The following is a 25858-nucleotide window of genomic DNA, read 5'->3' on the forward strand; positions in this document are numbered from 1 at the left end:
AAGACGATGTTTAGTATGTTAAACGGTAATCGTATATTTGTATGAAAATAATAAAATCGATCAGGAGCTGTATGATGTCAAACTATAGTTTAGGGAATACAATTTTAGAATATAGAAAAAGTAAGGGATATAGTATTCGAGAATTTTCGGAAATAACGGGTATAAGTACATCTTTAATTAGTCAATTAGAAAGAGGACTTGCAAATCCTTCATTAAATATATTAAAAATAATTGCAAAAGCTTTAAATGTACCGCTGTTCACATTATTTGTAAATGATATTGACCATGAATCATTGATTGTCAGAAAAGAGGAACGAAAAAAGGTGTATCGTTCGAATAATGAACATATTGTCTACGATATATTAACTCCAGATTTTATGAAAGCAAATGTAGAAATATTAATGATGGATTTAAATCCAAATTCACAAACGACAGAAAGCCACTACAAGCACAATAAAGAAGAAATTGCTATTATCATGAGAGGGACAGCTTGTGTTGTACTTGAGGGAGTAGAGTATGTTTTACGAGAAGGAGATGTCATTCGAATTCCGCCTTTTATGAAGCACAAGTTTAAAAATGAGACTGAGGATATGGTGAATGTTTTGTTTGTTTTAACGGCACCTTCTTATGGAAGTAGAAATTAAGAAAACCCCCTTGCAAATGCAAGGGGGTTCTACAATCTATAAAATGATCAACCTTCTAGTAATAGTGATTTTGGATCTTCAAGCATTTCTTTAACCGCAACAAGGAAGCTAACAGCCTCTTTTCCATCTACAATGCGGTGGTCATAAGATAGAGCAAGGTACATCATTGGACGATTTTCCATGCGTTCTGCATCAATCGCAACTGGTCTTACTTGGATTTTATGCATACCGAGAATACCTACTTGTGGGCTGTTTAGGATTGGTGTTGACATAAGAGAACCGAACACGCCTCCGTTTGTAATTGTGAATGTTCCACCTTGTAGTTCTTTCAGTGTAAGTTTGTTATCACGAGCTTTTTTACCAAGGTTGCTAATTTCGCTCTCAATTTCAGCGAAGTTTAATTGGTTTGCATCACGTACAACAGGAACAACTAATCCATCTGGAGCTGCTACAGCGATTCCGATGTCATAGAATTTCTTAATGATAAGCTCATCACCTTGAATTTCAGCATTTAATAATGGGAATTGTTTTAATGCTGCTACAACTGCTTTTGTGAAGAATGACATGAAGCCAAGACGAACATCATGTTTCTTTTCAAACGCATCTTTACGTTCTTTACGTAATTCCATGATAGCTGTCATATCAACTTCGTTAAATGTTGTTAACATTGCAGCCGTTTGTTGAACTTCTACAAGACGATTTGCAATTGTTTGACGGCGGCGGGACATTTTTACGCGCTCAACTGGTTTTTCAAACTCAGTAGTTGCAGCTGGTTTTGGACTTTGTTTTTCTTGTTTTGGTTGTTCTTTTGGCGCAGTAGCATGTGCTTGTACATCATGCGGTCTTACACGGCCAAGTGGATCAGTGCTGCGTACTTCATTTAAGTCGATTCCTAATTCACGTGCCATTTTTCTAGCAGCAGGTGATGCGATAGGACGATCCGTATTTGGAAGGCCTTGTAAAGGTGTTTTATTTGGTGCTGCACTTGGAGCCTCAGCTTTTGGCGCTTCAGTAACTTCTTGTTTTGGTTGCTCTGGAGCAGGTGTACTTACTGCAGTTCCGTTTGCATCTAAAATTGCGATAATATCACCAATTTCAACTGTGTCTCCAGGTTCTCCTAGTAGTTGTGATACAATACCTGAATCTTCTGCAATGATTTCTACATTGACTTTATCTGTTTCAAGCTCAACAACGCTTGCGCCTTTTTCAACTTTTTCACCTACGTTGATAAGCCATTGAGAAATAGTTCCTTCTGTAATAGATTCTGCAAGCTCAGGTACTTTAATTTCAATCATTTTAAATGTCCTCCCCTATTTGCCTAACAATTGATTTGATATGTTTTGTGATAATCTTCTCTAAACATGAATGGGGGAACGCCCCCCATTCATGGGAATACTTTATTACTTATTGTGAACGAAGTCTTGTTCTTCTTGTAACTTGAAATTGATATTAAGTGTTTGATTAATAATTAACTCTTGCTCTTTTCTATGAACATGTGGATCGCCGCCTGATGGACTTGAACGGTCCGGACGTCCAATATAGTTCACTTTCATATTGCCAGAAGCAAGTTCGAATAGAATTGGTGCGATATAGTGCCAAGCGCCCATATTTCTTGGTTCTTCTTGTACCCATACGATTTCTTCCAAGTTTTCATAACGCTGAGCGATTGCTTGGATTTTTTCTTTAGGGAATGGATACAGTTGTTCAACGCGAACGATATGCACTTCATCTAGATTATGCTCTTGTTTGTTAGATTCAACATCTACTGCTAAGTCGATTGCCATCTTACCTGTAGTTAATACAAGACGTTTCACTTTACTTGCATCTGTTCCAAGGTTCGGTTGCTCTAGAACAGTTTGGAAGCTGCCTTCACTTAGCTCAGAAGCAGGTGAAGATGTAAGTGGATGACGTAACAAGCTCTTTGGCGTCATAATTACTAATGGTCTTACAAAGTCTGTTCCAAGACTTGCTGCTTGGCGGCGCAGGATATGGAAATATTGCGCTGCACTTGTTAAGTTTGCAACTGTCCAGTTATTCTCTGCAGCAAGCTGTAAGAAACGTTCTGGACGAGCGCTGGAATGCTCAGGACCTTGACCCTCATAACCGTGAGGAAGGAGTAGTACAAGTCCAGATCTTTGTCCCCATTTTGCTCTTCCTGCTGAAACAAATTGGTCGAACAATGCTTGTGCTGTGTTAGAGAAATCTCCGTATTGTGCTTCCCACATTGTAAGTGTTTCAGGAGAAAATACGTTATAGCCATATTCAAATCCTACAACAGCAGCTTCTGAAAGCGGACTATTATGAACCGCGAAGGAAGCGCGAGCTTGTGGTAGACGGTGCATTGGTGAATATGTTTCATTCGTTTCTGTATCATGTAGTACAATGTGACGCTGTGCGAATGTACCGCGCTCTGAATCCTGTCCTGTTAGACGAATTGGCGTACCGTCCTGTAAAATCGAAGCAAACGCTAACGCCTCGGCATTTGCCCATTCTAGCTTACCACCATCTTTAAATGCACTCTCACGGCGTTCAAGAATTTTTTTCAACTTTGGATATACGTTAAAACCTTCCGGCCATTGCAGAAGACTCGTGTTTAATTCTTGAAGTGTTTCTAATGGAATACCTGTCATCATTTGTGGAATTCCATTTGCAACTACTTCTGGAACTGGAATATTAGCACTTACTTCTTTTTTATCTGAAGAAACTTGAGCATATTCAGCTTTCAAATGCTCTTGCACGAATTGCGTAATTGTTTCAACTTCTTCTACATGTAGAATTCCTTTTGTTTGTAATTGCTCAGCGTATAAAGCTCTTACAGTAGGATGCTTGCTAACCTTTTTATATACTTTCGGTTGTGTAACTGCTGGATCATCCATTTCGTTATGACCAAAGCGGCGATATCCGATTAAGTCAATTAGGAAATCCTTTTTGAACAGCGTACGGTATTGGAAAGCAAGAGTAGCTGCAATAAGACAAGCTTCAGGGTCATCAGCATTTACGTGCACAATCGGAATATCAAAGCCTTTCGCAAGGTCACTAGAATATCTTGTAGAACGGGAATCAGAACTATCAGTTGTGAATCCGACTGCATTATTGGCGATAATATGAATTGTGCCGCCTGTTTGATAACCTTTCAGTCTGCTTAAGTTCAGCGTCTCAGGTACGATACCTTGACCAGGGAAAGCAGCATCACCATGCACTAAAATTGCAAAAGATTTAGAAACATCTTGTTCAGGATAACCTGCTTGTTGTCGATTCTCTTGAGCAGCACGTGCAAAACCTTCAATAACTGGGTCTACAAATTCTAAGTGACTTGGGTTATTAGCTAATGTAACTCGAGTAAGAGAACCATCAGAGTCAATTAATTGCTCTTTACCTAAATGATACTTAACATCTCCCGTCCAGCCGACATTGTTTTTGTCCTTGTCTTGCATCGGTGCTGAATGCTTAAATTCAGTAAACATGTGACTGTAAGGTTTTTCTAATGTATGAGCGAGTACGCTTAGACGTCCGCGGTGAGCCATACCAATCATAATATCTTTCACGCCGCCCTTAGCGCCTTCAGAAATAATTTCATCAAGCATAGGGACAAGCATGTCAACGCCTTCTATAGAAAAGCGTTTTTGACCAACAAATGTTTTATGCAAAAATTGCTCGAAACCTTCGACTGCTGTTAAACGTTTTAAGACTGCAATTCGTTTTTCGTTTGATAATGGATGATACAGAGAAGTTGATTCCACCATTTCTTGCAGCCATGCGCGTTCTTCGCTATCGTGCACATGAGCGAACTCATAAGCTAAAGATTTTGAATAAACATCTTTTAATCTATTAACCGCATCAAATGCTGTTTGCACATCTGCAGGTGCGTTTGCCCAAACCATTTTCGCTGAAATCGCTTTCAAATCATTTTCGCCTAGTCCCTCTAAAGAAAACTGCCCATCCACTTTTTCCTCCAGTGGATTAATATGTGCAGATAGGTGACCGTATGAACGAATATTTTCTAAAACCTTTGCAGCTTTTAGAACTTTTTCTATATCTGTATTGTTTTGAGAAGAAAAATTAGAGACATTGCTGTTTACATTTGTAAAATCTGCATGAAAAGGAGGAGCGCCCCATCTTGCAAAAAGCTCTTCTAACTCCGGATCAACAGAACCTTCCTGAGCTACATAACGATCGTACTGTTCAATGACATAGCCAAGGTTAGGACCATGGAACTTAGCCCACGGGTTGTTTGTATTTGTATTCTTCGTCGTCATTTGACAAAACCTCCTACTCGTTAGGCTGTTTCTTTCAATATGAATGAAATAGTAACGAGTGCAATTCATTTTATATTTCTTATGTTATTACGATAATTTACATAATACAAAACGTTATTACTTATCTGTTTTGTAAAAAAACATTCACAATTACTTATCACCCAGAGGATTACTCCTATTATTAAGTAAATCAGTGCGATAAAATCGTTACATACATTGTGATAAATTGGAATTGAATTACCAACCATAAATAGTCTGAAATGTATGAATGTTCAAATAAAAAACGTTTTAAATTATGTATATTAAAATAATAAACGCTTTCAAAAATATTATACAACAATATAACAAAGTATAATAGGAAAAAAGATAAAATTTAGAATTGATTGTTAATTTTTTATTCATTGAGAGATGAAAATTAGTAGAAGAGAGTGTAGGTGCTAGATGAAAAGGAGAGAAATGTTAAATTGTCTGTAGAAAAAATTATATTTTTTAGATGTAATATTCTATGATAGTTTGAACAAATAGTTGTGTAAATGAATAGAGATAATACAAGAGGAAATGTGGATTTGAAATAAAGTTCGACCGTTTACAAAAAAGATTAATCAAAATATTGGTTTGTACAATAATGTTGTTTGAAAATAGCAAATATGTTGTTCCATTAAGGGGCTAGATTGTGGAAGATCGAGCTTATAGATAATATGGGTATTTTCAGGAGAATGTGAAGTATTATACAATTAAACTAAATAAAGTTTCCTTTTTAAACGTTTTACTCTCTATTAAGTGCGGAGAACTATACCACAAGTAACGGCGAAAATTAGAGGGTGTCGGTCACTGGTAACGGCAAACAAAAGTCTTAATCCTTACCAGAAGCTGAGTTAAGGCCTTGACTTTTGTGTGTTCCTAGGGCCTTGTGAATGGAATTTTCACTTTTTTATCAGTTATAAATAGTATATAATTATCAGATAATAGTAGATATTTTACCCCATAAATAATTATAATAGAATATGATATGATATGGTTATAATTGAGACAGAAAAGATGTGTTCCTAGTTGGGGTCTAGGTGTCGCCTTGCTTTTGGTGACAGCTAAGCAGGAACGCCTACTCTTTTTTGCAAATATAGGGGATGGGGAAGGTTATAATGAGCAAAATACAGAAGAAAACAGACGTTATCTTAATTGGTGCCGGAGTCATGAGCGCGACTTTGGGATCATTACTGAAAGAGTTAGCACCTGAATGGGAAATCAAAGTGTTTGAGAAACTCGCAAACGCAGGAGAAGAAAGCTCTAACGAATGGAATAATGCGGGTACGGGCCATGCTGCACTGTGCGAGCTTAACTATACATCCGAAAAATCTGACGGATCTATAGATATTAGCAAAGCTATAAAAATTAATGAACAGTTTCAGCTTTCAAGACAGTTTTGGTCTTATCTTGTAAACAGCAATCTGATTCGTAATCCGCAGGACTTTATTATGCCAATACCTCATATGAGTTTAGTACAAGGGGAAAAAAATGTAACGTTTTTGAAAAAACGTTTTGAAGCGCTTTCAAAAAATCCTCTGTTTCAAGGAATGGAATTTTCCGATGACCCTGAAAAATTGAAGAAATGGATTCCGCTTATCATGGAAGGCCGTACATCGAATGAACCGATAGCGGCAACAAACATCGACTCTGGAACGGATGTCAACTTTGGTGCTTTAACACGCATGTTGTTTGACTACTTACAGAGTAAAAACGTCGAGATAAACTACAAGCATAGTGTTGAGGATATTAAACGTACTAGCGACGACTCGTGGGAAGTGAAAGTGCATGATATCGATAGCGGTAAAATCGAATACCATACTGCAAAATTCGTCTTTATCGGCGGTGGGGGCGGAAGTCTGCCTTTACTACAAAAAACTGGTATTCCTGAGTCAAAACATATTGGAGGGTTCCCAGTAAGCGGACTATTTATGGTATGTAACAATCCGGAAGTTGCAGCGCAGCATCATGCAAAAGTATACGGTAAAGCTAAGGTTGGTGCTCCTCCAATGTCTGTTCCACATCTTGATACAAGATATATCGACAACAAAAAAACATTGCTGTTTGGACCGTTCGCCGGCTTCTCACCAAAGTTCTTAAAAACTGGTTCAAATTTTGATTTGATAGGTTCCGTAAAACCGAATAATGTCTTCACTATGTTGGCGGCGGGCGTAAAAGAGATGTCATTGACAAAATACCTGATCCAGCAAGTTATGTTATCGAATGAAAAGCGCATGGAAGAATTACGCGAGTTTATTCCGAATGCCAAAAGCGAGGATTGGGATATAGTGGTAGCGGGTCAACGTGTGCAAGTTATCAAAGATACTAATGCCGGTAAAGGAACACTTCAATTTGGTACGGAAGTTGTTAGTGCCGCTGATGGCTCGATAGCTGCATTGCTCGGCGCTTCTCCGGGTGCTTCTACTGCTGTTCACGTTATGCTTGAGGTATTAGAAAAATGCTTCCCTCAATATATGAAAGAGTGGGAATCGAAAATAAAAGAAATGATTCCTTCTTATGGCGTGTCACTAGTGGAAAACCCAGAGCTTTTCCAAGAAATTCATACTTCAACAGCGCAGACGCTTGGTCTAAACGAAAAAGAACCGGTCTGTAGTTAATTCTTTGGATGTAGAAACAAAGGTATTTATGGTAAAGCGTCTTCTAAAGGACAAATGGGAATAAAATACTAACAAAGGCGAGCAGAAATGCTCGCTTTTCTTGTGAGTCGGTAACGTATAATAAAGGACTGTATTTAGTGTCTACGTGTACATTGACGCTGGTGTAAAGCCGTTCATAACGAAAAGAGCGCCGAAGATGGGCGCTCTTTTTAATTCAGAATAGATCTAGATTAGGAGAATTAAAATGATACAAATGAATATTTTTAACGTGACTGTATTTTTATCCCGCTATTTTGGGGCTGTAAGATCCCCACCTCAAGATTCAAAGAGAAACGAGGAAGAGAGGTGGGAGTTTTCATTCAATGTAGTATTAACTTGTTAGAAATTTGATGAAAAACTTTCATTGATCAACCGACCGGCGGTTTGTGTAATAAAACTAAACCGATAATCGATTTTATGGCTTTTATGGTTCTTTCTTAAGGAATACGCGTTCAGCAAATACTTCATCAAGATTTACAAAAAAAGCTTGCATGACTTTTTTATTCGCATACTACGTATGTTATTTTAAGGAGGAATGTGAATTGAATACGTTTCAAAAAGGGTTAAGTAGTTTAAATAAAGAAGTGGAAATTGGAAGTTTACCAATTCAAGGACAGATTCCTATATGGCTGTCTGGTAGTCTGTTTCGAAATGGTCCTGCCCATTTTACAGGTGGACACTGGTTCGATGGATTAGCGATGATCCATAAGTTTTCGTTTCTTCATGGAAATGTGTCATATACAAATCGCTTCCTACGAACCGAAGCCTATCATCATGTAATGGAAGCGGGAGAACAAGTGGCTGGCTTTGGATCAGCTGGAACCGCAAGAGGCGGTAATAACACTAACGTTAATATTATGAGAATGGACCATCATTTTCTGGCTTTAACCGAATCGCCTGGGATGGTCGAATTTGATCCGCTAACTTTAAATACTGTAGGTGTTTATCAATTCCAAGATAATATTCCAGCTCATATGACTACAGCTCATCCCCATCTAGATCCTCATAGTGGTCAACTCATCAATTTCACCATTCAATTTGGAAAAACAACTTTCTACCATATTTACACCATCGATCCTGTAACAGCGCGCCGTCGATTAATTGGAAGTATTGAAACAAATCGACCAGGTTATATGCACAGTTTTGCGATTACTAATCATTATATCATTTTGTTAGAATTTCCTTTAATCATTCAGCCTATGTTGTTAATGACGGGTAAGAATTTCACAGATAGTTTAACTTGGAAGCCAGACCAGGGTTTACGTTTTCTCGTTGTCAGTAAAGCAGACGGAAAGTTGCATCGCATAGTGGAAAGTCAAGCGGGTTTTGGTTTTCACGTAATCAATGCGTTTGAGCAAGGTAAGGATGTTATTATTGATGCGTGTATCTCAAAAGAGGCTTCAGCTGTTACGAATCTTTCCATTGATCAGCTTACAGGTGATTCTCAAATCGGATCCCACCCCCAATTTAAGCGTTATATTTTAGAGGAAGGTCGTTCTGTTGCAGTAGAAGAGACTTTATCATCAGAAAGTATTGAACTGCCATCGATTCACTACCAAAGGTACAATGGACAAAATTATCGATACGCTTATGGTGTAAGTACAAGTCTTCTTCACGCAGAGAATATGGATAATCAGTTGATTAAAATTGATACCCATACAGGGGAGAATAAGATTTGGTCTCAAGAAGATTGTTATCCTGGTGAACCAGTATTTGTGGCTACACCTAACGGTACTAAAGAGGATGAGGGGATTTTACTATCGGTGGTTCTTAGCGGAATTCAAGGACGTTCATTTTTATTGGTTTTAGATGCTCAAACCATGGATGAAATCGGAAGAGCAGAGGTTCCTCATCATATTCCATTTGGATTTCATGGGGTCTATACAGAGGAGGGGATGTAACATGGAACGAAAACAAATTGTACGTGGAATTATCCTTTCTTTACTTATTAATGCGGCATTGCCCATTTTAGTTTACGAGCTGTTATTAGGCCATGTGTCGAACATCACAGCGCTCATAATTGCCACAATGATTCCTTTAGTAGAAACTATAATCTATTTTCTGAAGTATAGAAAATGGGATGCATTTGCAGTATTTATGTTAGTCGGATTTATTCTTGGAATTCTGGCTGCTCTCATTGGCGGAGACGAAAAACTTATTTTGGTTCGAGAATCCTTTGTCACAGGAGTTATGGGATTAATTTTTCTTGGCTCTCTTATCACTCGAAGACCGCTAATTTATTATTTCGCCTTACGGTTTACTGTCGGAAAAACGCAAAAAGAACAGGCGGCTTTTGCTGATAAGTGGAACAATGCTTACTTTCGTAAAGTATTGCGAATCATGACAGCAGGGTGGGGGATTGTTTTATTAGGGGAAGCATTGCTGAAAGTGGTGCTGGTCTATAGTCTTTCAGTTTCTACGTTTTTAGCAATTTCTAGTTTGGTCACGTATGGATTCATTGGACTTGTAATCATTTGGACCGTTATGTATCGCAGAAAATCACGTCAAAAAATAGATCCAACCAAAAGAGTATAGAATGATAGATACGGTGTAACTTTCTACGAACATGATAATCATCTTATGCAGTTGAAGAAAAGAAATCATGGTGGAAGCGATTATTTAGCCGTTCATAACGAAAAGAGCGCCCGAATCGAAGAGAGGCGCTCTTTTTCATTCACATAGTCAGTCTTACTCGAAGTAAATCTAGATTAGGAGAATTAAAATGATATAAATGAATATTCTCAACGTGGCTTGTATTTTATCCCGCTATTTTTGGGCAGTAAGACCCCCACTGATGGAAGTTTCACTTTATCTACTATGGCGTAATATCTATCATACCTTTCGAGAGGACTCCCACCTCTAAACGTACGTGAAGGTGGCGAGGTGAATTGAAAAAGTGTATCTTATTTTCAGAAAATAATAGAAACATATGTTCCTTCTTGGTATAATCTTCTTAAGAAGGAGGTGAAAAGATGAAAAAGAATCAGGAACAACAATCCAACTATCAAACATTTCAAATTTGGATTAAAAAAGGACATCGTATGTATGCTTACTTTCAAGAATCTTGTCAGAATGCCAAGAATATGTACAATACGACCAACTTTTATATACGTCAGGTGTATACAGGACTGACACAAGAAAAAGAGTTACAGCCCCTACAAAAAGAAGTGTTAGATATTATAGATCAATATATCGAAAAGATGAATGATACGCAGCTTCTTGCCTATCGAAAGAAATTAGCAAAAGAGAAGAAGAAACCGAAAGAAATCAAATGCAATTTGTTTTCCAAACCTACGAAAGAAAATCCTCATGTAGATTATTATTTTCTAGATGCCTTGTTTAAAGCTACGCTTCAAAAAGATTATCGTTCTTTATCTACACAATCCAGTCAATCCATCATGAAAACTGTATTTCAAAACTGGCATTCCTTTTTTTCAAGCTTACGAGATTATCAACAAAATCCAAACAAATATACAGGAAAACCGAGAATTCCCAAATATATTCGTTCTGTGGAAAAGGAGGTGCTGTATACAAACCAAGACTGTGTCATTAAACATCATACCTTTTTAAAATTTCCAAAGACAAAATACCAATTAAGTATTGGAAAATTAGGTTGCGCCAAAGGCAAACTGAAACAAGTTCGTGTGATTCCTAAATATCATGCATATGTAGTGGAATTGGTGGTAGATGCTCCTTTCAAAATACCATCCGTTGAAGAGAATGGACGTTATATGGGAATTGATTTAGGCATTGATAACCTTGCAACTATTGTCACAAACACAGGTATGAAACCTGTTCTTGTGAAGGGCAAGCAGATCAAAAGCATCAATCAATTCTACAACAAATTAAAGAGTGATTTTACAAGTGTTCTTCGACAAGGGAAACAAACAAACGAAGGACCTTATACTTCGAAAAGATTAGAAAAACTTCATCAAAAACGTTATCTGAAAATCAAAGATCTTTTTCATAAGGCAAGTCATGAGATTGTAAAACGAGCGCAGGAAGAGAGAATTTGCAAAATCGTGGTTGGTCAGAACAAAAATTGGAAACAGGAAACGGATATGGGAAAGAAACAGAACCAAACGTTTTGTCATATCCCACACAGTGTATTGATTCAAATGATTACATATAAAGCAAAAAAAGTAGGTATCGAAGTGATTGTAATTGAAGAATCGTATACATCCAAAGCAAGTTTTTTGGATTATGACTTCATTCCAACGTATAGAACAAATGACAAGCATGCAATTTTTTCAGGAAAACGAATCAAGCGTGGTATGTATCGTTCTGCGAAGGGAATCTTCATTAATGCAGACGTAAACGCTGCGGCTAATATTTTACGAAAAGCATTCCCGAATGCATGGACAAACGGGATAGAGGGGTTAGGCGTGAAACAGCTCGCCAGTGTGTTAACTCCACTAACGTTAATCGTCCGTTAGGTCGAAACGTTAGAAACCCCCACTTCCAGCTCTGCTAAGTGGGGGAGTATTCATTCCATATTTTTCTTATAATTTAGTTTTAATAAATCTTTAAAATCTAGTTCAGCAATTAATACACTTAATAATATGAGTGTTGCACCTAAGTAACCTTTAAATGTGAGAGTTTCACCCGTGAAAAAGAAAGCAAAACCTGCAGAAAAAACAGGTTCTAATGAAAAAATAAGACCTGTATGTGTAGGGCTGGTATATTGCTGTGCAATAACTTGAACAATGAAAGCTATTGCTGTACAAAATATGCTTAAGGCTAAGATTGAAGACCATGATTCAACAGTGTCAGGAAGTTTTGGGGTTTCCATAAACATTGAGAAAATGATACTAAATAGACCAACAAAACCTAGTTGTAATATCCCAAGGGCAATTGAATTAACATGCTTAGTCATTGTTCCAGTAACGATGACATGAACTGCATAAAATAAAGCACATAAGATACATAATATATCACCAGAAGCTATCTTAAATTCGCTATTTAACGTTAATAATCCTATTCCTACTATGGTTAAAACAATTCCCAATACAACTTTTTTTTCAGGTCTTTGCTTTAAAAATATAGATGATAGCACTGGAATAAAGATGACTGTGAGACTCATTAAGAAACCGGCATTAGAAACAGTTGTATACTTTGTGCCAAAAGTCGCAAAAACATAAACTACAAACAAAATAGAAGCTAATATAAACGCATATTTTACAGTTTTAAAATCAATTTTGATTAAATGCTTGTAAAATACTATACCTGACAAAAGAAAAGCAATAATAAAACGTAATGCGATTAAATTATATTCTTCTATGTAATTGAGGCCAACTTTTGTAAGTAAGATGGATGCACCCCAAAAAAATGTAACCATTAGTAGCATTAAATCGGCTTTTAATTGTATTTTCATCTCTATCTCCTCGTTATTTATAATTTGTAAATTCCATAATCCCTCTCCTGTTATTTATTTTAATGTTAATTCTAAATATTTGAAATAAAAAAATAAAAATCTTCCATATAAAGTTAACATAACCTATTATTATCAGGAGTTGTTACTTCGCAGATTCGTTGATGAGTTACATACGTGACCTCCTTTAGTAAAACATACTAAATAAATATTGCTTAAAATCATTGACAGAATATTAATGCAACCCCTATAATACAAAACATACTTACTAAAGAACGTAACTACGTCATATAAATTGAAATATAATTGAGCAATGAAGGGAATATAAGTAGTGCTTATCTCACTGTTTTAGAGAGCTGATGGAAGGTGAAAATCAGTACAAAGATAAGGATGAATTTCGATCCTGGAGCATTTTTTTCGAAGTAAAGGGTGACCTTTATGAAGGGAAAAACGGTCAAAAATGATCGTTAACAAAGTCGAGAGGCAGACTAAGTCTGCAACTAGGGTGGTACCGCGATATATTCGTCCCTACTGATACAATCAGTAGGGACTTTTTTATTAATATGGAAAACATAATATAGGAAATGCAATGAAAGGAATATAGTAATGCTTATTTCCCTGTTTCAGAGAGCTGATGGAAGGTGCGAATCAGTACATAAATAAGCGTGAATTTCAATCCCGGAGCATCTTTTTCGAAATAAGGGGCGACCTTTATAGAGGGAAGGACGGTCAAAAGATCGTTAACAAAATCAAGAGGCAGACTTAAGTTTGCAATTAGGGTGGTACCGCGGTGTAAATCGTCCCTGTCATTTAGGACAGGGGCGATTTTTTTTATTGAAAGAAAAACTACACTTGATTCTATAGAATCTTTTGTTGGATAAATAAATCTTTATATTAAAATGAGGAGGGAAATTTATGGAATTACAAAAAAGATTATTGCCGCGGCATATCCGTTTGATGGCACTCGGAGGAGCAATCGGCACAGGTATATTTAAAGGGACTTCTGAAACAGTATCGATAGCGGGGCCGGCAGTTATTTTTTCTTATCTGTTTGCCGGATTATTGCTTCTTGTTGTAATGAGTGCAATTGCGGAGATGGCCATCGCTTATCCTGGGGTGAATATGAAAGGGTTCATTCATAAAGCATTTGGAACGAACGTGTCTTTTGTAATTGGATGGCTGTACTGTTTCATGTGGTTAGTTGTATGTGTTATTGAAGTAATAGCTGCGGGAAGCTTTCTGCAATATTGGTTTCCTTCTATGTCTTTATGGTCTTTAAGCTTGATTAGCGCTATTTTCATTGTCGTTATTAATTTTATGAATGTGAAGAATTACGGAGAGTTTGAATTTTGGTTTGCTGGAATTAAAATTACGATGATTGTTCTATTTCTTGTTTTAGGTGCAGGTATTTTATTCGGAATTATCCCGAGCGATGGAACTGACTATATGCAAAACTATGTACAGCACCAGGGATTCTTTCCACACGGCTGGTCAGGAGTATTTTCCGCATTGTTAGTCGTAATTTTTTCTTACGGTGGTTCCGAACTTATCGGATTGACTTTAACAGAAACAAAGGATGCAGAGAAGGTATTGCCTAAAGTGATTAAAGGAGTAATTTGGAGAATCGTACTATTCTATACACTCCCAATCCTTGTCATTTGCGGATTAATTCCATGGAATGAAATCGGCAACCAAGCAAGCCCGTTTGTGCAAGTGTTATCTGCAGTCGGATTTAAAGGAGCGGCTCATATTATGAACTTCGTCCTTATTACAGCTGTTTTATCCGCTGCAAACTCTGGTATTTATGGCTGTACACGTATGCTGCATTCCTTAGCGGCAGAAGGGGAAGCACCGAAACTATTTTCATATGTTTCTAAGAACGGTGTTCCATTATATAGTGTTATCTTAAGCTCTATTGTTCTTATTGGCGGCACATTTGTTGCGTACTTTTCACCTGACCGTGTTTTTGGGTATTTGATGGCGATTCCGGGATTTACGGTATCAGTGGTGTGGATCAGCATATGTTTAGCACAACTGAAGCTTCGCAAAACATATACAAAGTTGCCGCATTTTAAAGTATGGGGATTTCCATATGTGACCTCATTTACTGCCATAGCGTTAACTATTAGCTGCGTGGCATTTGCATTCAGCGATCAGAACCGAGCAAGTATTTTTCTTTGTTTAGGCATTTTAATAATCTTAATTCTATGTTCTGTTTTTGCAGGCAAAAAGCAAAAAGTAGACTAATACTACATTTTTAAGATAAACGAAAAGGCAGACTATTAATTGTATGGTCTGCCTTTTTATTATCGCTTTGCGGCGTTTCGATAAAAAATGATTAGAAGTGTAGTTGAAATAGTACTTAATAATATGCTTATTCCAAGTAATATACTCAATAGAGGTGAGTGTACAGTAGGTATTAGCAATAGCATTAGGAAAATTGATCCAATATTTATAGAAAGTAAAACCGTTTTTTTGTTATTCAATACAAGTCCCTCCTTTTCATAAATTTTAGCAAATAATCCGAAATTTTACACCATCATTAAGTATTGTTGATTTTTCCTTTGGAATTGTAATTTTTTTCTTTTTATATTTGATACATTTTAAGGGAAGTTTCATTATTATCGTTTTCAATTTGGTTCATTCAAATATCAACAGTATTTGTTACATAACCTTTATTTAAAAAAGTATTTACGAGCGTTTATAAATTAGTAATCATCTTTACAGACATTTTTGTTTGAATAAGGTACACTTTATTTGGACTTAAACTATCAGTTACTGAAAGACCAGGTGTAATGATTGAATAGAAAATAAATGAAACTTAAATTGTAATAAAATAAAAACGAGGGAGCTTGTTATGACAATTATCGATAAATTAAAACTAAATAAATTCACAAATATGGCCGTAATTAATCAACCAAGCGACTATGATGTCTTTACTGAACAAACGACTACCCTTTCGAAAGATCATGATGCTATTTTCATTTTTGTAGAAACAATTGATGAGATGGTTACGCATACACAATTTATCATTAATAATGAGCAGCTTTTACTTGAGAAAGGTTATGTATTTTTTGCATATCCGAAAAAAGGGAATACTCGTTATAAAACCTTTATTCATAGAGATGAAATGTTTCCAGCAATGAACGTTGGAGAGGATGGATATGTAGGGAATAGCGATATTAAGTTCGCGCGTATGGTAAGCATGGATGACGTTTTCACAGTTGTTGGTTTAAAACGTGAAAAAAAGAAAGCAAAGAAAACATCGAGTGCCAGCCAGTGCGTTGCCGATTATGAGGACAATGTGAAGGATGTCGAGGCATTATTAGCCGATTATCCCAATGAACTTAAGTTTTACCAAAGCTTAACACCTGGATATCAAAAAGACTGGGCGCGTCACATATTCTCGGCGAAGCAACAACAAACACGCGATAAGCGCCATCAACAAATGGTTGATATCCTTTCACAAGGATACAAAACACTCGATTTGTTCCGTCGGAAGAAAAAGTAAAGAAGATGATGACTGTAGCTGAATAACCGTGGTGGTAACGGTTATTCAGCTATTCATAAACAAAAGGAGCGCCCAAATGGACGCTCTTTTTGCTTTATCCCGCTATTTTAGCGTAAACCATGATCCCGACAGCTGCACAAATAAATTTTACTAGCTAAGCTTCTCAATAGTTAATGATGCAGCATTAACTTTGTGTCCGTTTAGAATTGGGAGTAACACATCTGTAGTTGATCCTATATTTCTAAGTTGTAGTGTTGAATGTTTTGGGATATGGATAATAGCTTGTCCAGTGAGCATGAGACTCGCTCCATCTACTAGCCTTTGTATACCATAATTAGTAAGTTGCCCAGGTACTAAAGAATTATTTAAAATTAAACCATATACTGAACTAGAAGCAGGACCATCAATTAATAATATAAATTCGATTTTATAGTCTCCTGATTCAGGAATTATTAGGGTGTCACTAGGTGGGGTAAACACTATATGTTTTAATGGACCGTTTCTATTAAATTTTATGTTTGCACCTGATTTGACTCCTATAGGGTTGGAGCCCACAAGTGTAACGTAACCATAGGCTGGCCTCGACATTATTATGCACCTTCTCATTTACTATTTTTATCCCGCATTAACGGGCAGTAAGACCCCCACTGATGGAAGTTTCACTTTATCATTGTATGTGATCAAGTTAAAAATGAGTGTATGCTTGTCCAGTAAAAATTAATTATGTATATCCTAAGATAAAACAATACGCCTCCTATTTCGTTAGTGAAAAGAAGACAAGAAACGTATAACTACTAGCCTAAGCCGGCGCCATCTGCACAGTAGGCGGGTATGGAGTTGAACCAATCGTGCTCTTATTGCTTGCGAATAGCGGGCTAAAGAAGCGACAATGTGAAGGAACCGGACGAAATACGACATCATGAAAGGGTGACACGAACAGTATATTTTCTGGTACAAAAACTTCAGAGTGATTGCAAGTAATCTCTAAATCTTTGACATACCGATATTGTTATTCTGAAAATTTGTATATAGGTTACTTAGAATTGCATAAAATACAGCACATAAGATACATAATATAGCATCATAACTTATCTTTAACGGTAGTTAGTCTGCCTAATTTTAAAGGGGAATAAGCTCCTTTATTTTTTAAAAGCATAGCATGTAAAAGACTATGAAATATTTATAAAAAGTAGGTGAAAACATGCTATTAGGCTCTCAACGTATTATAGGTTTCCCAGGCATAGGCGGCTTACTAGGCAGCTTCCTAGGCATGGGGAAGGGCGGTTTCCTAGGCATGGGGAAGGGCGGTTTTCCAGGCATGGGCATGGGCGGTTTTCCAGGCATGGGTATGGGCGGTTTCCCAGGCATGGGCATGGGCGGTTCTCCCGGCATGGGCATGGGTGGTTTCCCAGGCATGGGCATGGGCGGTTTTCCAAACATGGGTATGGGCGGTTCTCCAGGCATGGGTATGGGTGGTTTTCCAAACATGGGTATGGGCGGTTCTCCAGGCATGGGCATGGGCGGTTTTCCAAACATGGGTATGGGCGGTTCTCCAGGCATGGGCATGGGCGGTTTTCCAAACATGGGTATGGGCGGTCCAGGCATGGGCATGGGCAGTTCTCCAGGCATGGGCATGGGTGGTTTCCCAGGTATGGGTATGGGCGGTTCTCCAGGCATGGGCATGGGCAGTTCTCCAGGCATGGGCATGGGTGGTTTCCCAGGTATGGGTACGGGTGGTTCTCCAGGTATGAGTACGGGTGGTTCTCCAGGTATGGGTATGGGCGGTTCTCCAGGTATGGGTATGGGCGGTTCTCCAGGTATGGGTATGGGCGGTTCCCCAGGCATGGGTATGGGTGGTTCTCCAGGCATGGGTATGGGTGGTTTCCCAAGTATGTAATACATTATATCTGGATAGGCTACACTTAGTTGGAAAGAAAAGTTAAGGTGAAGTAGACTAAGTCTAATATGAATTAGGAGAATCAAGCTTAAATTGAAGCCAGAATGAACAAAGCCCCAATCCCTTCAAAATAAAAGGATTGAGGCTTTTTATTTTGTATAATCCCGACTGGGTCCGAAACAACTAGCTTCTTTTTTGATGGGTTAATATGTTATCCGAATGAAAAGGAGAGGTATGGTATTAAAATATTCAATTTGTATATGTATGATTTACGTTGGATTTACAAAACAAGCTGATTATAAAAAATGGCTGGGGTTCAAAACGTCGTTGACTGTTTTTCTGGATAGGGCGAAAAATCTTAATGGATGCATGAATACTTTAAGTATACCCAAAAGGCTTCGGGTGAGGAAGCCTTTTGGTTTAGGGTTGTGTGTGAAATAATAACATCTCACATCCTTAGAATACCTAAAAATATTGTAAGTTATACAGAATTCCTTCTACATCTAAATCTGTTTTCATTTAAATAAACAGGATGTTTTACACTTTGATACCCGTTTGGTTTAATGAGCCAAGCTAAACAACGCATGAATATGTGATAAGTAACGAGTGTTGCTTGCATGCTTCATTAGGGATGCTGGCATTCCTTTAAGCTGAGTGGAGCTTGCTCCAATTGTGGCAACAGCATCTTTACGGCCCAGGCTTGCAAGTGTTCCTGAGTTGATTGGGTTAAACTCTTCGAATGATTTGTTTTCTAGGTATGCAAATAAATTGTAGCCGATTAGTTCTCCCATTTGCCAAGCAATCTGCGCAGTAGGCGGGTATGGACGATCATCTGGACCAAAAACAACGGCACAGTCACCAGCAACAAACACATCTGGATGAGACGTAGATTGAAGGTGATTATTAACGGTTGCACGCCCGCGATTCACTTCAAGGCCGCATTCACCTACTAGAGGGTTGCCTTGCACGCCGCCTGTCCAAACGAAAGTATTCGCTACAATCTTCTGACCATCTTTTAAATCAATGGCATTTTCTGAAACGTTTGTTACGGGAAGACCTAATAGGAACTGAACACCGCGCGCCTCTAAGCTAGTCTGTGCACGTTCAATGAGCGAATCCGGTAGAACAGGAAGAATTTTTGGACCCGCTTCGACAAGCAAAAGCTTCACTTCTTTAGGGTTTACTCCATAGCCTTTAGCAAGGTTAGGAAGCTTATCAGCAATTTCACCGACCAGCTCAACACCGGTTAATCCGCCGCCGCCGATTAAAATGGTAGCATCAGCTTCATTTTTTGTCTTTGCATATTCATGAATACGCTTTTCGATATGTTGATGGATGTTGTTAGCATCCTCTACCGATTTTAACACCAAGCTATTCTCTTCAAGTCCTGGAATACCAAAATAAGCAGTTTTACTTCCTAAACCGACGACGAGAGCATCATATGTTAAAGTGGAACCATCTGAAAGTTTTACTTCTTTTTTGTCTACTGAAAAAGAATCAACCTTTTCGATCTTAAGATTGATGTCTTTTCCTTTGAAAAGCTTCTCCAGTGGTATAGATACGGCTGGCTCAGCAACGCTTCCTGCCGCAAGACGGTGCAGCTCCGTGATGATTTGGTGTGTTGGATACTGGTTTACTACAGTAACCTGTGCATCATCCTTGCTTAAGTACTTGCGAACGTTTAAAGCCGCTAGAAGTCCGCCATAACCAGCGCCTAAGATGACAATATGTTTTACCATCATTTATCCTCCATCCTTATTAATTTTGAATATAAAAGATTTATTCGTGTCTATTGTGTTCCCTGCTAATTTGGAGATAGGCATTTATAAAACGGAAAAGCTTCTGCACTTGCGGGTCTTTCATCATCCTTAAAAGAGTAAAAAGACCGATTACCTCATTGCTTTCCTCAGCACGATCTTTCGCTTCTATAGCAGTGGCTGCGATGTTTCTCACGCAGTCTGTTACAGGGTCCATAATTTCTTGAATCGCTCCAACGGTATCGCTCTTTAATACCTCATCGGTAGCGACTGCTTGGACAAAGTCATAAGACTTAGTCAATATATTTACAAGCTCAGTCAATTTTGGCAACTGCTCCACTAAGGCAGTTAGGGATTGCTGAACCTCGGGTTTTAATAGCTGATTCAGTACATCAAGTTGTTCCAGATTAGCAGATGAATTCGATAACTCTTCTCCTGCCTTTGTTTGAGCCATTGTTTCTGACATATCCGATTCTCCTTTACGAAAACAATATTGCTTAATTTTAGTGGTTAAAGAAAAAGACCTATCCTCCGTAAGATTCCCCAAACTCTTAAGAGTTCAGCTGATTTTTGTATTTTGAAAAATTTACAAGCATATAAATAAATCTTTTGTATAAATTTATCATTGCCATTGAATGCTTAATTATGTCTTATCTTTAGAACCAGTGATAATTTTTAGGGAGATATAAAAATAATCTAAAAGGAAGTAGGCAGTGCTTTTACGTAATTAAAGCACTGCTTTTTTTTAGTTATGAAAGCATGATTCATGGAGATATACATGAATTTAAAATTTGGCAATTAAGATATTTTTGAAAATAAAGAAAATAATATTGTTATATATGAAAAGAATCATTATAATACTACTTATTGATAAGATAGTTAATTTTTATGGAGTAGAATGTGATAAAAAGGGCTATCCATCAAAATAATTATCTGAATTTTTGTATTATAAAAACCTTTAGAGATATTCTGAAATAGTGTGGGAGGAGAAAATCAAAAGCACAACTCTAGGATAGAGATTGGTACATATTTAATAAAAGTCATCTATTATTCAACCGATTTAATTTTATTGTAGGGTTGTGAGAAATGAATAGCTCTATATTAGCAATGTTGCAATTGTATCTTAAACTAATGGGGGGAATATTTATGAACAGTATACTGAAAAAGTGGAGCCAAGTGAGTCTGGTAAAACAAATCATTGTTGGTTTGATTATTGGTATTATTTTGTCTGTGACAATTCCAGAAGCAGCAAAACCTGTTGTAATTTTAGGCACTTTATTTGTAGGTGCTTTGAAAGCAATTGCGCCTGTGTTGGTACTTTTCTTGGTTATGTCGGCCATCGCTCAACACAAGAGTGGTCAACGAACAAATATGAAATCCATTATCTTCTTATACCTTTTAGGAACATTTTTAGCTGGATTAACTGCCGTTATTGTAAGTTTTATTTTTCCTGTAGGCTTAACACTTGCAAAGGGCGCTGAAGGTGTGACTGCTCCTGGCGGTATTGTAGAGGTTCTCAAATCGTTACTGCTAAACATTGTTGATAACCCAGTTAAAGCAATTTATAATGCGAACTATATCGGTATTTTAGCTTGGGCGATATTCTTTGGTTTGGCTTTACGAAATGCGTCTGATACGACAAAAACAATGATTTCTGATTTTTCAAATGTTGTATCCAAAGTAGTTACATGGGTTATTAAGTTTGCGCCATTAGGAATCATGGGTCTAGTAGTTGAGTCTATTACTACAAATGGAATCGAATCGTTACTAAGCTATGGAAAATTACTTGCAGTTTTGCTTGGTTGTATGGTTTTTGTAGCGCTGGTTGTCAATCCAATCATTGTGTTCGTGTTTATACGTCAAAATCCTTTCCCGCTTGTTTTTAAGTGCTTAAAGGAAAGTGGTATTACAGCATTCTTTACACGTAGCTCAGCTGCGAATATTCCTGTAAATATGAAATTATGTGAAAATCTAGGTTTAAATAAGGATAGTTATTCAGTATCCATTCCATTAGGTGCAACCATCAATATGGGTGGTGCCGCTGTTACGATTTCTGTTTTGACACTTGCAGCGGTCCATACACTTGGTATTCAAGTGGATGTCCCTACAGCAATTATCCTCAGCGTATTGTCAGCTATATGCGCTTGTGGTGCTTCAGGGGTTGCCGGTGGATCTTTATTACTGATTCCTCTAGCATGTAGTTTATTTGGAATCCCATCTGAGATTGCTATGCAGGTAGTTGGAGTAGGCTTTATCATAGGTGTGTTACAAGACTCTTGTGAAACGGCACTTAACTCATCCACAGATGTACTTTTCACAGCAACAGCTGAATATAAAGAGTGGCGTAAAGAAGGGAAAAAAATCGATATTCGCAAAGCATCATAAAGAAGAAATCTAGTTTTGGTGCAAACATAAAAGACAGTGAGCAACAAGCTCCTGTCTTTTTATGTTGAAAATTTGAGTCGTAGTTAAAGAAACCTTTATTCACAGGGGACTAATCAGCTTATTGATTATACTGGATTTGGTGGAATAAAAGGAATGGGGCGGAGAGAGGCTACGATATTGCTATGGGGTTTAAGATGGATTTGCATGTTTGCGCCGACGACTACAAGCGCGCCCGTAATCCCGCTGAAGGTGTTTGGGATGTCGACAGGCGGGTTCGTCGGACCGAATGTCACGTGGCCCTTGGTCGCCTCAATCAGTGCGTTCCAGTGCGTGACGATTGGAAGGACTGGATCGGTGGGATACTGATTCAGCGCTGCGCGGTGCGGGTGCGTCGTAGATACAACGGTCGACGTCTGCGTGACGCCTTTAACGATGTAAGTCAGCGCGCCCGTGCTTGGGACCCATGAGATAAGCGTGGCATTTAAGTGCATATTTGTTCCTCCTTTATAATAAGATTCTATTTATCTTATGCTTGTCCAATAAATCAGTATGGATTTATATCCGTGTAAATGGAGATTGTTATAAAATGTACTTGAAAATAGTAGGTTATTAGGGCGGCCATTTGGCATCAGGTACTCACCAACACCAAGATTATTTGGGCAAAGCGCTTAGAAGATGTAGGTCTAATCTTTCTTCAACTAACTGGGGTCGTTAGTTCAACAAGAATTAAGTGATTTTATGATTTTTTACAATTTAGGTCTTGATAAATTATAAAAGCCTGATTGTTTATAAAAAAGATTTATAATTTGTAAAAAAATTTGATTTAAATACGGACTGTATTTTTAACTAAACTTTTTTACAAAGCAACACTTAACAGAAGGTGGATTATATGAAGTGTTAATGCAATCACGAAAACCAATACGTAAGGCGTTAAGGGTTTAACGTGCATATCCATCAAATTGACGGGTATGAACATGAAGTCAAATCGTTCGACGTCGCATATATTCGGATGTTTTGCCGCTTAAAGGTGGAAGCTGGGACAAATATTTTTGTATTACAAAGATTATCGTGTCACCAGTCATTGGAAGTATTAAGACGTTATGTAGAAATCTATGGGAAAGATTTAGAGGATGCTATAGAAAAGGGCTTCGACGGACTATAAACAAGGAATATAAACACCAACGATACCAGATTCTGATAAAAGTGTACGATAACACTGGTCATGGTTTGTCTGTAACGAATCTAAGAATGAATATGGTTCGACGATATGTGCAACCAACTTGGAAGTTCAGAATCAGCACAGTACACATTCTCCACTTAATTACGTATTCAAATAACGATAACCATTACGTCACCTTAACGGGTGGCGTAATTTTTTCAGGGCACTATTAAAAAAATCATTAAATTTATTATTGATCCTTAAGCAGATTACTTGAGAAGAAAAATGAATATTTTTAAAGTACATGAATGAAACTAACAACTGTTGCAAATTTAAAAAAGGTGCAAGAATTTTGACTAAAATAAGTAGGACTGGTTTCGATTCAGTAATGGAGGTAAGGACAATGAATGAACTGAACATTGAAGAGCAAATCAATACTGATGAAAAGGAAAGAGCTAAAAACCAAACGAAAAAATGCTCGGAAGTCCCACCGGTAAATGCTGTAAGCAGTTCACTTGGCGATTCACTTAAAGTGATGGAATTACGAGAAAAGGTGCTGTCTTGGTCGGGACAAGTATACCACGTTGGCGACTGCACGATCCAGAACATGAGGTGTTCCTTCTGGTCTGACGGAAAAGCTAGGTTTAACGCGGATGTAATGTCAAGTGACTCAGGTGATGTCTGGGTATTCTACGGTGGAATGTCTATACACGACAATCACGGCGTTGAACTTTGGAGAAGCGGCAAGCTCATAGGACCGGGAATGTCAAGAAATCAATGGACATTATGGAACCAGGTGTTCTTCTTCCCAGCAGCATGGTTTGATAGTATCGACTCAGCAATATGTCACCAGATGCACTGCTGATTCGACAACAAACTTTACTTCACTGGCGCATGCGCTCCTCGTAAATTTAGAAGGTATTCCGATAAATATGTCGTGAATACCTCTTTCTTTATTTTACGCTTGTATTAGCAACAGCTGAATTTAAAGAGTGGCGTAAAGAGGGGGAAAAATAAATATCCGCAAAGCATCATAAAGAAGAAATCTAGTTCTAGTGCAAACATGATTTTTTAGAAGCATAGAACATCAATAACTTGTTCAGCTATGGATTAGTAATGTTCAATGTGTAGGCATTACAACTAATATGTTGATAAACATGACGATGGCAGTGGAACATTAGAACGGAAAAAGAAGAAGTCCTTTTTCTGGTATAAAAATGTAATTGCAACAAATGGGGAAAGACTATAAAAATCTATTAATAGTAATTTTCTTTTTACAAAGGAAATGCTTTTGTTGAGAGCTACTGAGGTAGCCTATATTCAAAAGACAACAGGTGTTAATGCTTTGCGTAATATTTTATGGGATTCTGTTACAAAATACGAATTTAAAACAGAGGCTTTTGGGGTGAAATGAGGAAATACGACATTGTTATTGCTAATAGTGGCGAATACTACGTCAACTCTCGTTTTCATTTCAGACGAAAAGCTGAGAATGGACGTGTTATTAAGTTGTTCACGACTACAGTGAAGCGACTAAAAGATGAACTGAAGCTGAAGCCAGCGGAATTAGGATTTTTGTACAAATTGTTACCTTATGTACATTACGACACTAATATGATTTGTGCTGATCCGTTCTCAAAGCCCGAGGAAATCCAATTTTTGAACAAAAGGCAGATTGCATTGCTGGTCGAGATGGAAGAAAAGAAGACGTCTAAGACGTTGGATAAGCTACGTAAAGTGGGAGTTGTCGCTGAAACGATACGCCAAAATGACAAGCGAGACAGAATCTATACGCTGAATCCATATGTGTTCTTTAGAAAATCAGGTCAACCAGACGACACTTTACGTGGGTTATTCGCTTCAACACCGTACGGTAAATAAGGGAATTCACTAGCAGGAGCGTATGCAAGATTTTATACAAACCAAATCGTCTATCAATCTTATAAAGACGATTATGGCAACGATATATAGAAGCCTGCATACGGCAAAAAAACAAGACGGGATGAGCTTGCAGACTATAAGACTAGAATTGGGTATATCATTGCCGATAATGATACGTTACGTTAACCTAACATGAATATGATATACAATGTTATCTAACGAATACACAGTTTAGTTAGAGCATCTTATAGAATAAAATTGACAATATATATAAGTTTTTCACCTTTGTCGAAAAGATGAGGAAGGTACACCTTTATGT

Annotated in this window: 19 protein-coding genes, 1 pseudogene and 2 other annotated features; of the genes and pseudogenes, 13 read left to right on the forward strand and 7 right to left on the reverse strand. The window is 37.6% G+C overall.

Going from position 1 to position 25858, the window contains the following annotated elements; genetic code table 11:
• Positions 1 to 74: 74 nt before the first annotated feature.
• Entirely contained in the window at positions 75 to 644 is a 570-nt protein-coding gene (locus NKR74_RS06125; protein ID WP_253628980.1) for a helix-turn-helix domain-containing protein, read from the forward strand.
• Positions 645 to 691: 47 nt separating this feature from the next.
• Here the strand turns inward: NKR74_RS06125 and odhB are convergent, their stop codons facing one another.
• Entirely contained in the window at positions 692 to 1939 is a 1248-nt protein-coding gene (odhB, locus tag NKR74_RS06130; RefSeq protein WP_253628981.1) for a 2-oxoglutarate dehydrogenase complex dihydrolipoyllysine-residue succinyltransferase, read from the reverse strand.
• Between the two features lie 105 nt (positions 1940 to 2044).
• Positions 2045 to 4900, reverse strand: coding sequence for a 2-oxoglutarate dehydrogenase E1 component (locus NKR74_RS06135; RefSeq protein WP_098310766.1), 2856 nt, complete (start codon positions 4898 to 4900; stop codon positions 2045 to 2047).
• Between the two features lie 1139 nt (positions 4901 to 6039).
• On the opposite strand from NKR74_RS06135, the gene NKR74_RS06140 reads away from it, so the two are divergent.
• From NKR74_RS06140 to NKR74_RS06155, 4 genes are all read left to right on the forward strand, one after another.
• Positions 6040 to 7539: a malate:quinone oxidoreductase gene (locus tag NKR74_RS06140; RefSeq protein ID WP_253628982.1), complete on the forward strand. Its 1500-nt coding sequence runs from the start codon at positions 6040 to 6042 to the stop codon at positions 7537 to 7539.
• A 530-nt stretch (positions 7540 to 8069) separates the two neighbouring features.
• Entirely contained in the window at positions 8070 to 9479 is a 1410-nt protein-coding gene (locus tag NKR74_RS06145; protein WP_253628983.1) for a carotenoid oxygenase family protein, read from the forward strand.
• Position 9480: 1 nt separating this feature from the next.
• Entirely contained in the window at positions 9481 to 10113 is a 633-nt protein-coding gene (locus NKR74_RS06150; RefSeq protein ID WP_253628984.1) for a VC0807 family protein, read from the forward strand.
• Positions 10114 to 10550: 437 nt separating this feature from the next.
• A complete protein-coding gene (locus NKR74_RS06155; RefSeq protein ID WP_253628985.1) occupies positions 10551 to 12014 on the forward strand; it encodes an RNA-guided endonuclease InsQ/TnpB family protein in 1464 nt (487 codons plus the stop codon).
• A 50-nt stretch (positions 12015 to 12064) separates the two neighbouring features.
• Here the strand turns inward: NKR74_RS06155 and NKR74_RS06160 are convergent, their stop codons facing one another.
• Positions 12065 to 12952: a DMT family transporter gene (locus NKR74_RS06160; protein ID WP_253628986.1), complete on the reverse strand. Its 888-nt coding sequence runs from the start codon at positions 12950 to 12952 to the stop codon at positions 12065 to 12067.
• Between the two features lie 301 nt (positions 12953 to 13253).
• Positions 13254 to 13482, forward strand: a binding site (T-box leader).
• A 47-nt stretch (positions 13483 to 13529) separates the two neighbouring features.
• Positions 13530 to 13757 (forward strand) — a binding site (T-box leader).
• A gap of 107 nt (positions 13758 to 13864) precedes the next feature.
• Between NKR74_RS06160 and NKR74_RS06165 the strand changes: the two genes are divergently transcribed.
• Both NKR74_RS06165 and NKR74_RS06170 read left to right on the forward strand, forming a co-directional pair.
• Positions 13865 to 15196, forward strand: a complete 1332-nt coding sequence (locus NKR74_RS06165) for an amino acid permease (RefSeq protein WP_098311032.1) — start codon at positions 13865 to 13867, stop codon at positions 15194 to 15196.
• 610 nt (positions 15197 to 15806) lie between these two features.
• Positions 15807 to 16460, forward strand: coding sequence for a YdeI/OmpD-associated family protein (locus tag NKR74_RS06170; protein WP_253628987.1), 654 nt, complete (start codon positions 15807 to 15809; stop codon positions 16458 to 16460).
• Between the two features lie 150 nt (positions 16461 to 16610).
• Here the strand turns inward: NKR74_RS06170 and NKR74_RS06175 are convergent, their stop codons facing one another.
• On the reverse strand, positions 16611 to 17048 hold the full coding sequence (locus tag NKR74_RS06175) for a BclA C-terminal domain-containing protein (RefSeq protein WP_253628988.1): 438 nt from the start codon (positions 17046 to 17048) through the stop codon (positions 16611 to 16613).
• A 613-nt stretch (positions 17049 to 17661) separates the two neighbouring features.
• Here NKR74_RS06175 and NKR74_RS06180 point away from each other — a divergent pair.
• Positions 17662 to 18357 (forward strand): hypothetical protein, encoded by a 696-nt coding sequence (locus tag NKR74_RS06180; RefSeq protein ID WP_253628989.1) that lies wholly within the window; start codon positions 17662 to 17664, stop codon positions 18355 to 18357.
• Between the two features lie 560 nt (positions 18358 to 18917).
• Here NKR74_RS06180 and NKR74_RS06185 read toward each other — a convergent pair.
• Both NKR74_RS06185 and NKR74_RS06190 read right to left on the reverse strand, forming a co-directional pair.
• Entirely contained in the window at positions 18918 to 20096 is a 1179-nt protein-coding gene (locus tag NKR74_RS06185) for an NAD(P)/FAD-dependent oxidoreductase (RefSeq protein ID WP_253628990.1), read from the reverse strand.
• A gap of 40 nt (positions 20097 to 20136) precedes the next feature.
• Positions 20137 to 20580: a helical membrane plugin domain-containing protein gene (locus tag NKR74_RS06190; protein WP_253628991.1), complete on the reverse strand. Its 444-nt coding sequence runs from the start codon at positions 20578 to 20580 to the stop codon at positions 20137 to 20139.
• A gap of 680 nt (positions 20581 to 21260) precedes the next feature.
• Here NKR74_RS06190 and sstT point away from each other — a divergent pair.
• Complete coding sequence (gene sstT / locus NKR74_RS06195) at positions 21261 to 22499, forward strand: serine/threonine transporter SstT (protein ID WP_253628992.1); 1239 nt, start codon at positions 21261 to 21263, stop codon at positions 22497 to 22499.
• Between the two features lie 125 nt (positions 22500 to 22624).
• Here sstT and NKR74_RS06200 read toward each other — a convergent pair whose 3' ends face one another.
• Positions 22625 to 22990 (reverse strand): hypothetical protein, encoded by a 366-nt coding sequence (locus NKR74_RS06200; RefSeq protein WP_253628993.1) that lies wholly within the window; start codon positions 22988 to 22990, stop codon positions 22625 to 22627.
• 452 nt (positions 22991 to 23442) lie between these two features.
• Between NKR74_RS06200 and NKR74_RS06205 the strand changes: the two genes are divergently transcribed.
• The 4 genes and pseudogenes from NKR74_RS06205 (at position 23443) to NKR74_RS06220 (ending at position 25539) form a co-directional block, all read left to right on the forward strand.
• Complete coding sequence (locus NKR74_RS06205; RefSeq protein WP_253628994.1) at positions 23443 to 23661, forward strand: annexin; 219 nt, start codon at positions 23443 to 23445, stop codon at positions 23659 to 23661.
• A 400-nt stretch (positions 23662 to 24061) separates the two neighbouring features.
• Positions 24062 to 24523 (forward strand): DUF6294 family protein, encoded by a 462-nt coding sequence (locus NKR74_RS06210; protein WP_253628995.1) that lies wholly within the window; start codon positions 24062 to 24064, stop codon positions 24521 to 24523.
• Between the two features lie 279 nt (positions 24524 to 24802).
• Positions 24803 to 24907, forward strand: a pseudogene (locus tag NKR74_RS06215) (family 1 glycosylhydrolase); the annotation flags it as partial.
• Between the two features lie 161 nt (positions 24908 to 25068).
• A complete protein-coding gene (locus NKR74_RS06220; protein ID WP_253628996.1) occupies positions 25069 to 25539 on the forward strand; it encodes a hypothetical protein in 471 nt (156 codons plus the stop codon).
• Positions 25540 to 25858: the final 319 nt, after the last annotated feature.

The organism is Bacillus sp. 3103sda1, from assembly GCF_024159135.1.
GTDB classification, from domain to species: Bacteria; Bacillota; Bacilli; order Bacillales; family Bacillaceae_G; genus Bacillus_A; species Bacillus_A rhizoplanae.

Bases quoted from the DNA above. Each gene is read 5' to 3' on its own strand.
- NKR74_RS06155 (WP_253628985.1), top strand. From the start codon at position 10,551: ATGAAAAAGAATCAGGAACAACAATCCAACTATCAAACATTTCAAATT.
- NKR74_RS06165 (WP_098311032.1), top strand. From the start codon at position 13,865: ATGGAATTACAAAAAAGATTATTGCCGCGGCATATCCGTTTGATGGCA.
- NKR74_RS06160 (WP_253628986.1), bottom strand. From the start codon at position 12,952: ATGAAAATACAATTAAAAGCCGATTTAATGCTACTAATGGTTACATTT.
- NKR74_RS06150 (WP_253628984.1), top strand. From the start codon at position 9,481: ATGGAACGAAAACAAATTGTACGTGGAATTATCCTTTCTTTACTTATT.
- odhB (WP_253628981.1), bottom strand. From the start codon at position 1,939: ATGATTGAAATTAAAGTACCTGAGCTTGCAGAATCTATTACAGAAGGA.
- NKR74_RS06135 (WP_098310766.1), bottom strand. From the start codon at position 4,900: ATGACGACGAAGAATACAAATACAAACAACCCGTGGGCTAAGTTCCAT.
- NKR74_RS06180 (WP_253628989.1), top strand. From the start codon at position 17,662: ATGCTATTAGGCTCTCAACGTATTATAGGTTTCCCAGGCATAGGCGGC.
- NKR74_RS06185 (WP_253628990.1), bottom strand. From the start codon at position 20,096: ATGGTAAAACATATTGTCATCTTAGGCGCTGGTTATGGCGGACTTCTA.
- sstT (WP_253628992.1), top strand. From the start codon at position 21,261: ATGAACAGTATACTGAAAAAGTGGAGCCAAGTGAGTCTGGTAAAACAA.
- NKR74_RS06200 (WP_253628993.1), bottom strand. From the start codon at position 22,990: ATGCACTTAAATGCCACGCTTATCTCATGGGTCCCAAGCACGGGCGCG.
- NKR74_RS06140 (WP_253628982.1), top strand. From the start codon at position 6,040: ATGAGCAAAATACAGAAGAAAACAGACGTTATCTTAATTGGTGCCGGA.
- NKR74_RS06220 (WP_253628996.1), top strand. From the start codon at position 25,069: ATGAGGAAATACGACATTGTTATTGCTAATAGTGGCGAATACTACGTC.
- NKR74_RS06175 (WP_253628988.1), bottom strand. From the start codon at position 17,048: ATGTCGAGGCCAGCCTATGGTTACGTTACACTTGTGGGCTCCAACCCT.
- NKR74_RS06145 (WP_253628983.1), top strand. From the start codon at position 8,070: ATGACTTTTTTATTCGCATACTACGTATGTTATTTTAAGGAGGAATGT.
- NKR74_RS06125 (WP_253628980.1), top strand. From the start codon at position 75: ATGTCAAACTATAGTTTAGGGAATACAATTTTAGAATATAGAAAAAGT.
- NKR74_RS06210 (WP_253628995.1), top strand. From the start codon at position 24,062: ATGAATGAACTGAACATTGAAGAGCAAATCAATACTGATGAAAAGGAA.
- NKR74_RS06190 (WP_253628991.1), bottom strand. From the start codon at position 20,580: ATGTCAGAAACAATGGCTCAAACAAAGGCAGGAGAAGAGTTATCGAAT.
- NKR74_RS06170 (WP_253628987.1), top strand. From the start codon at position 15,807: ATGACAATTATCGATAAATTAAAACTAAATAAATTCACAAATATGGCC.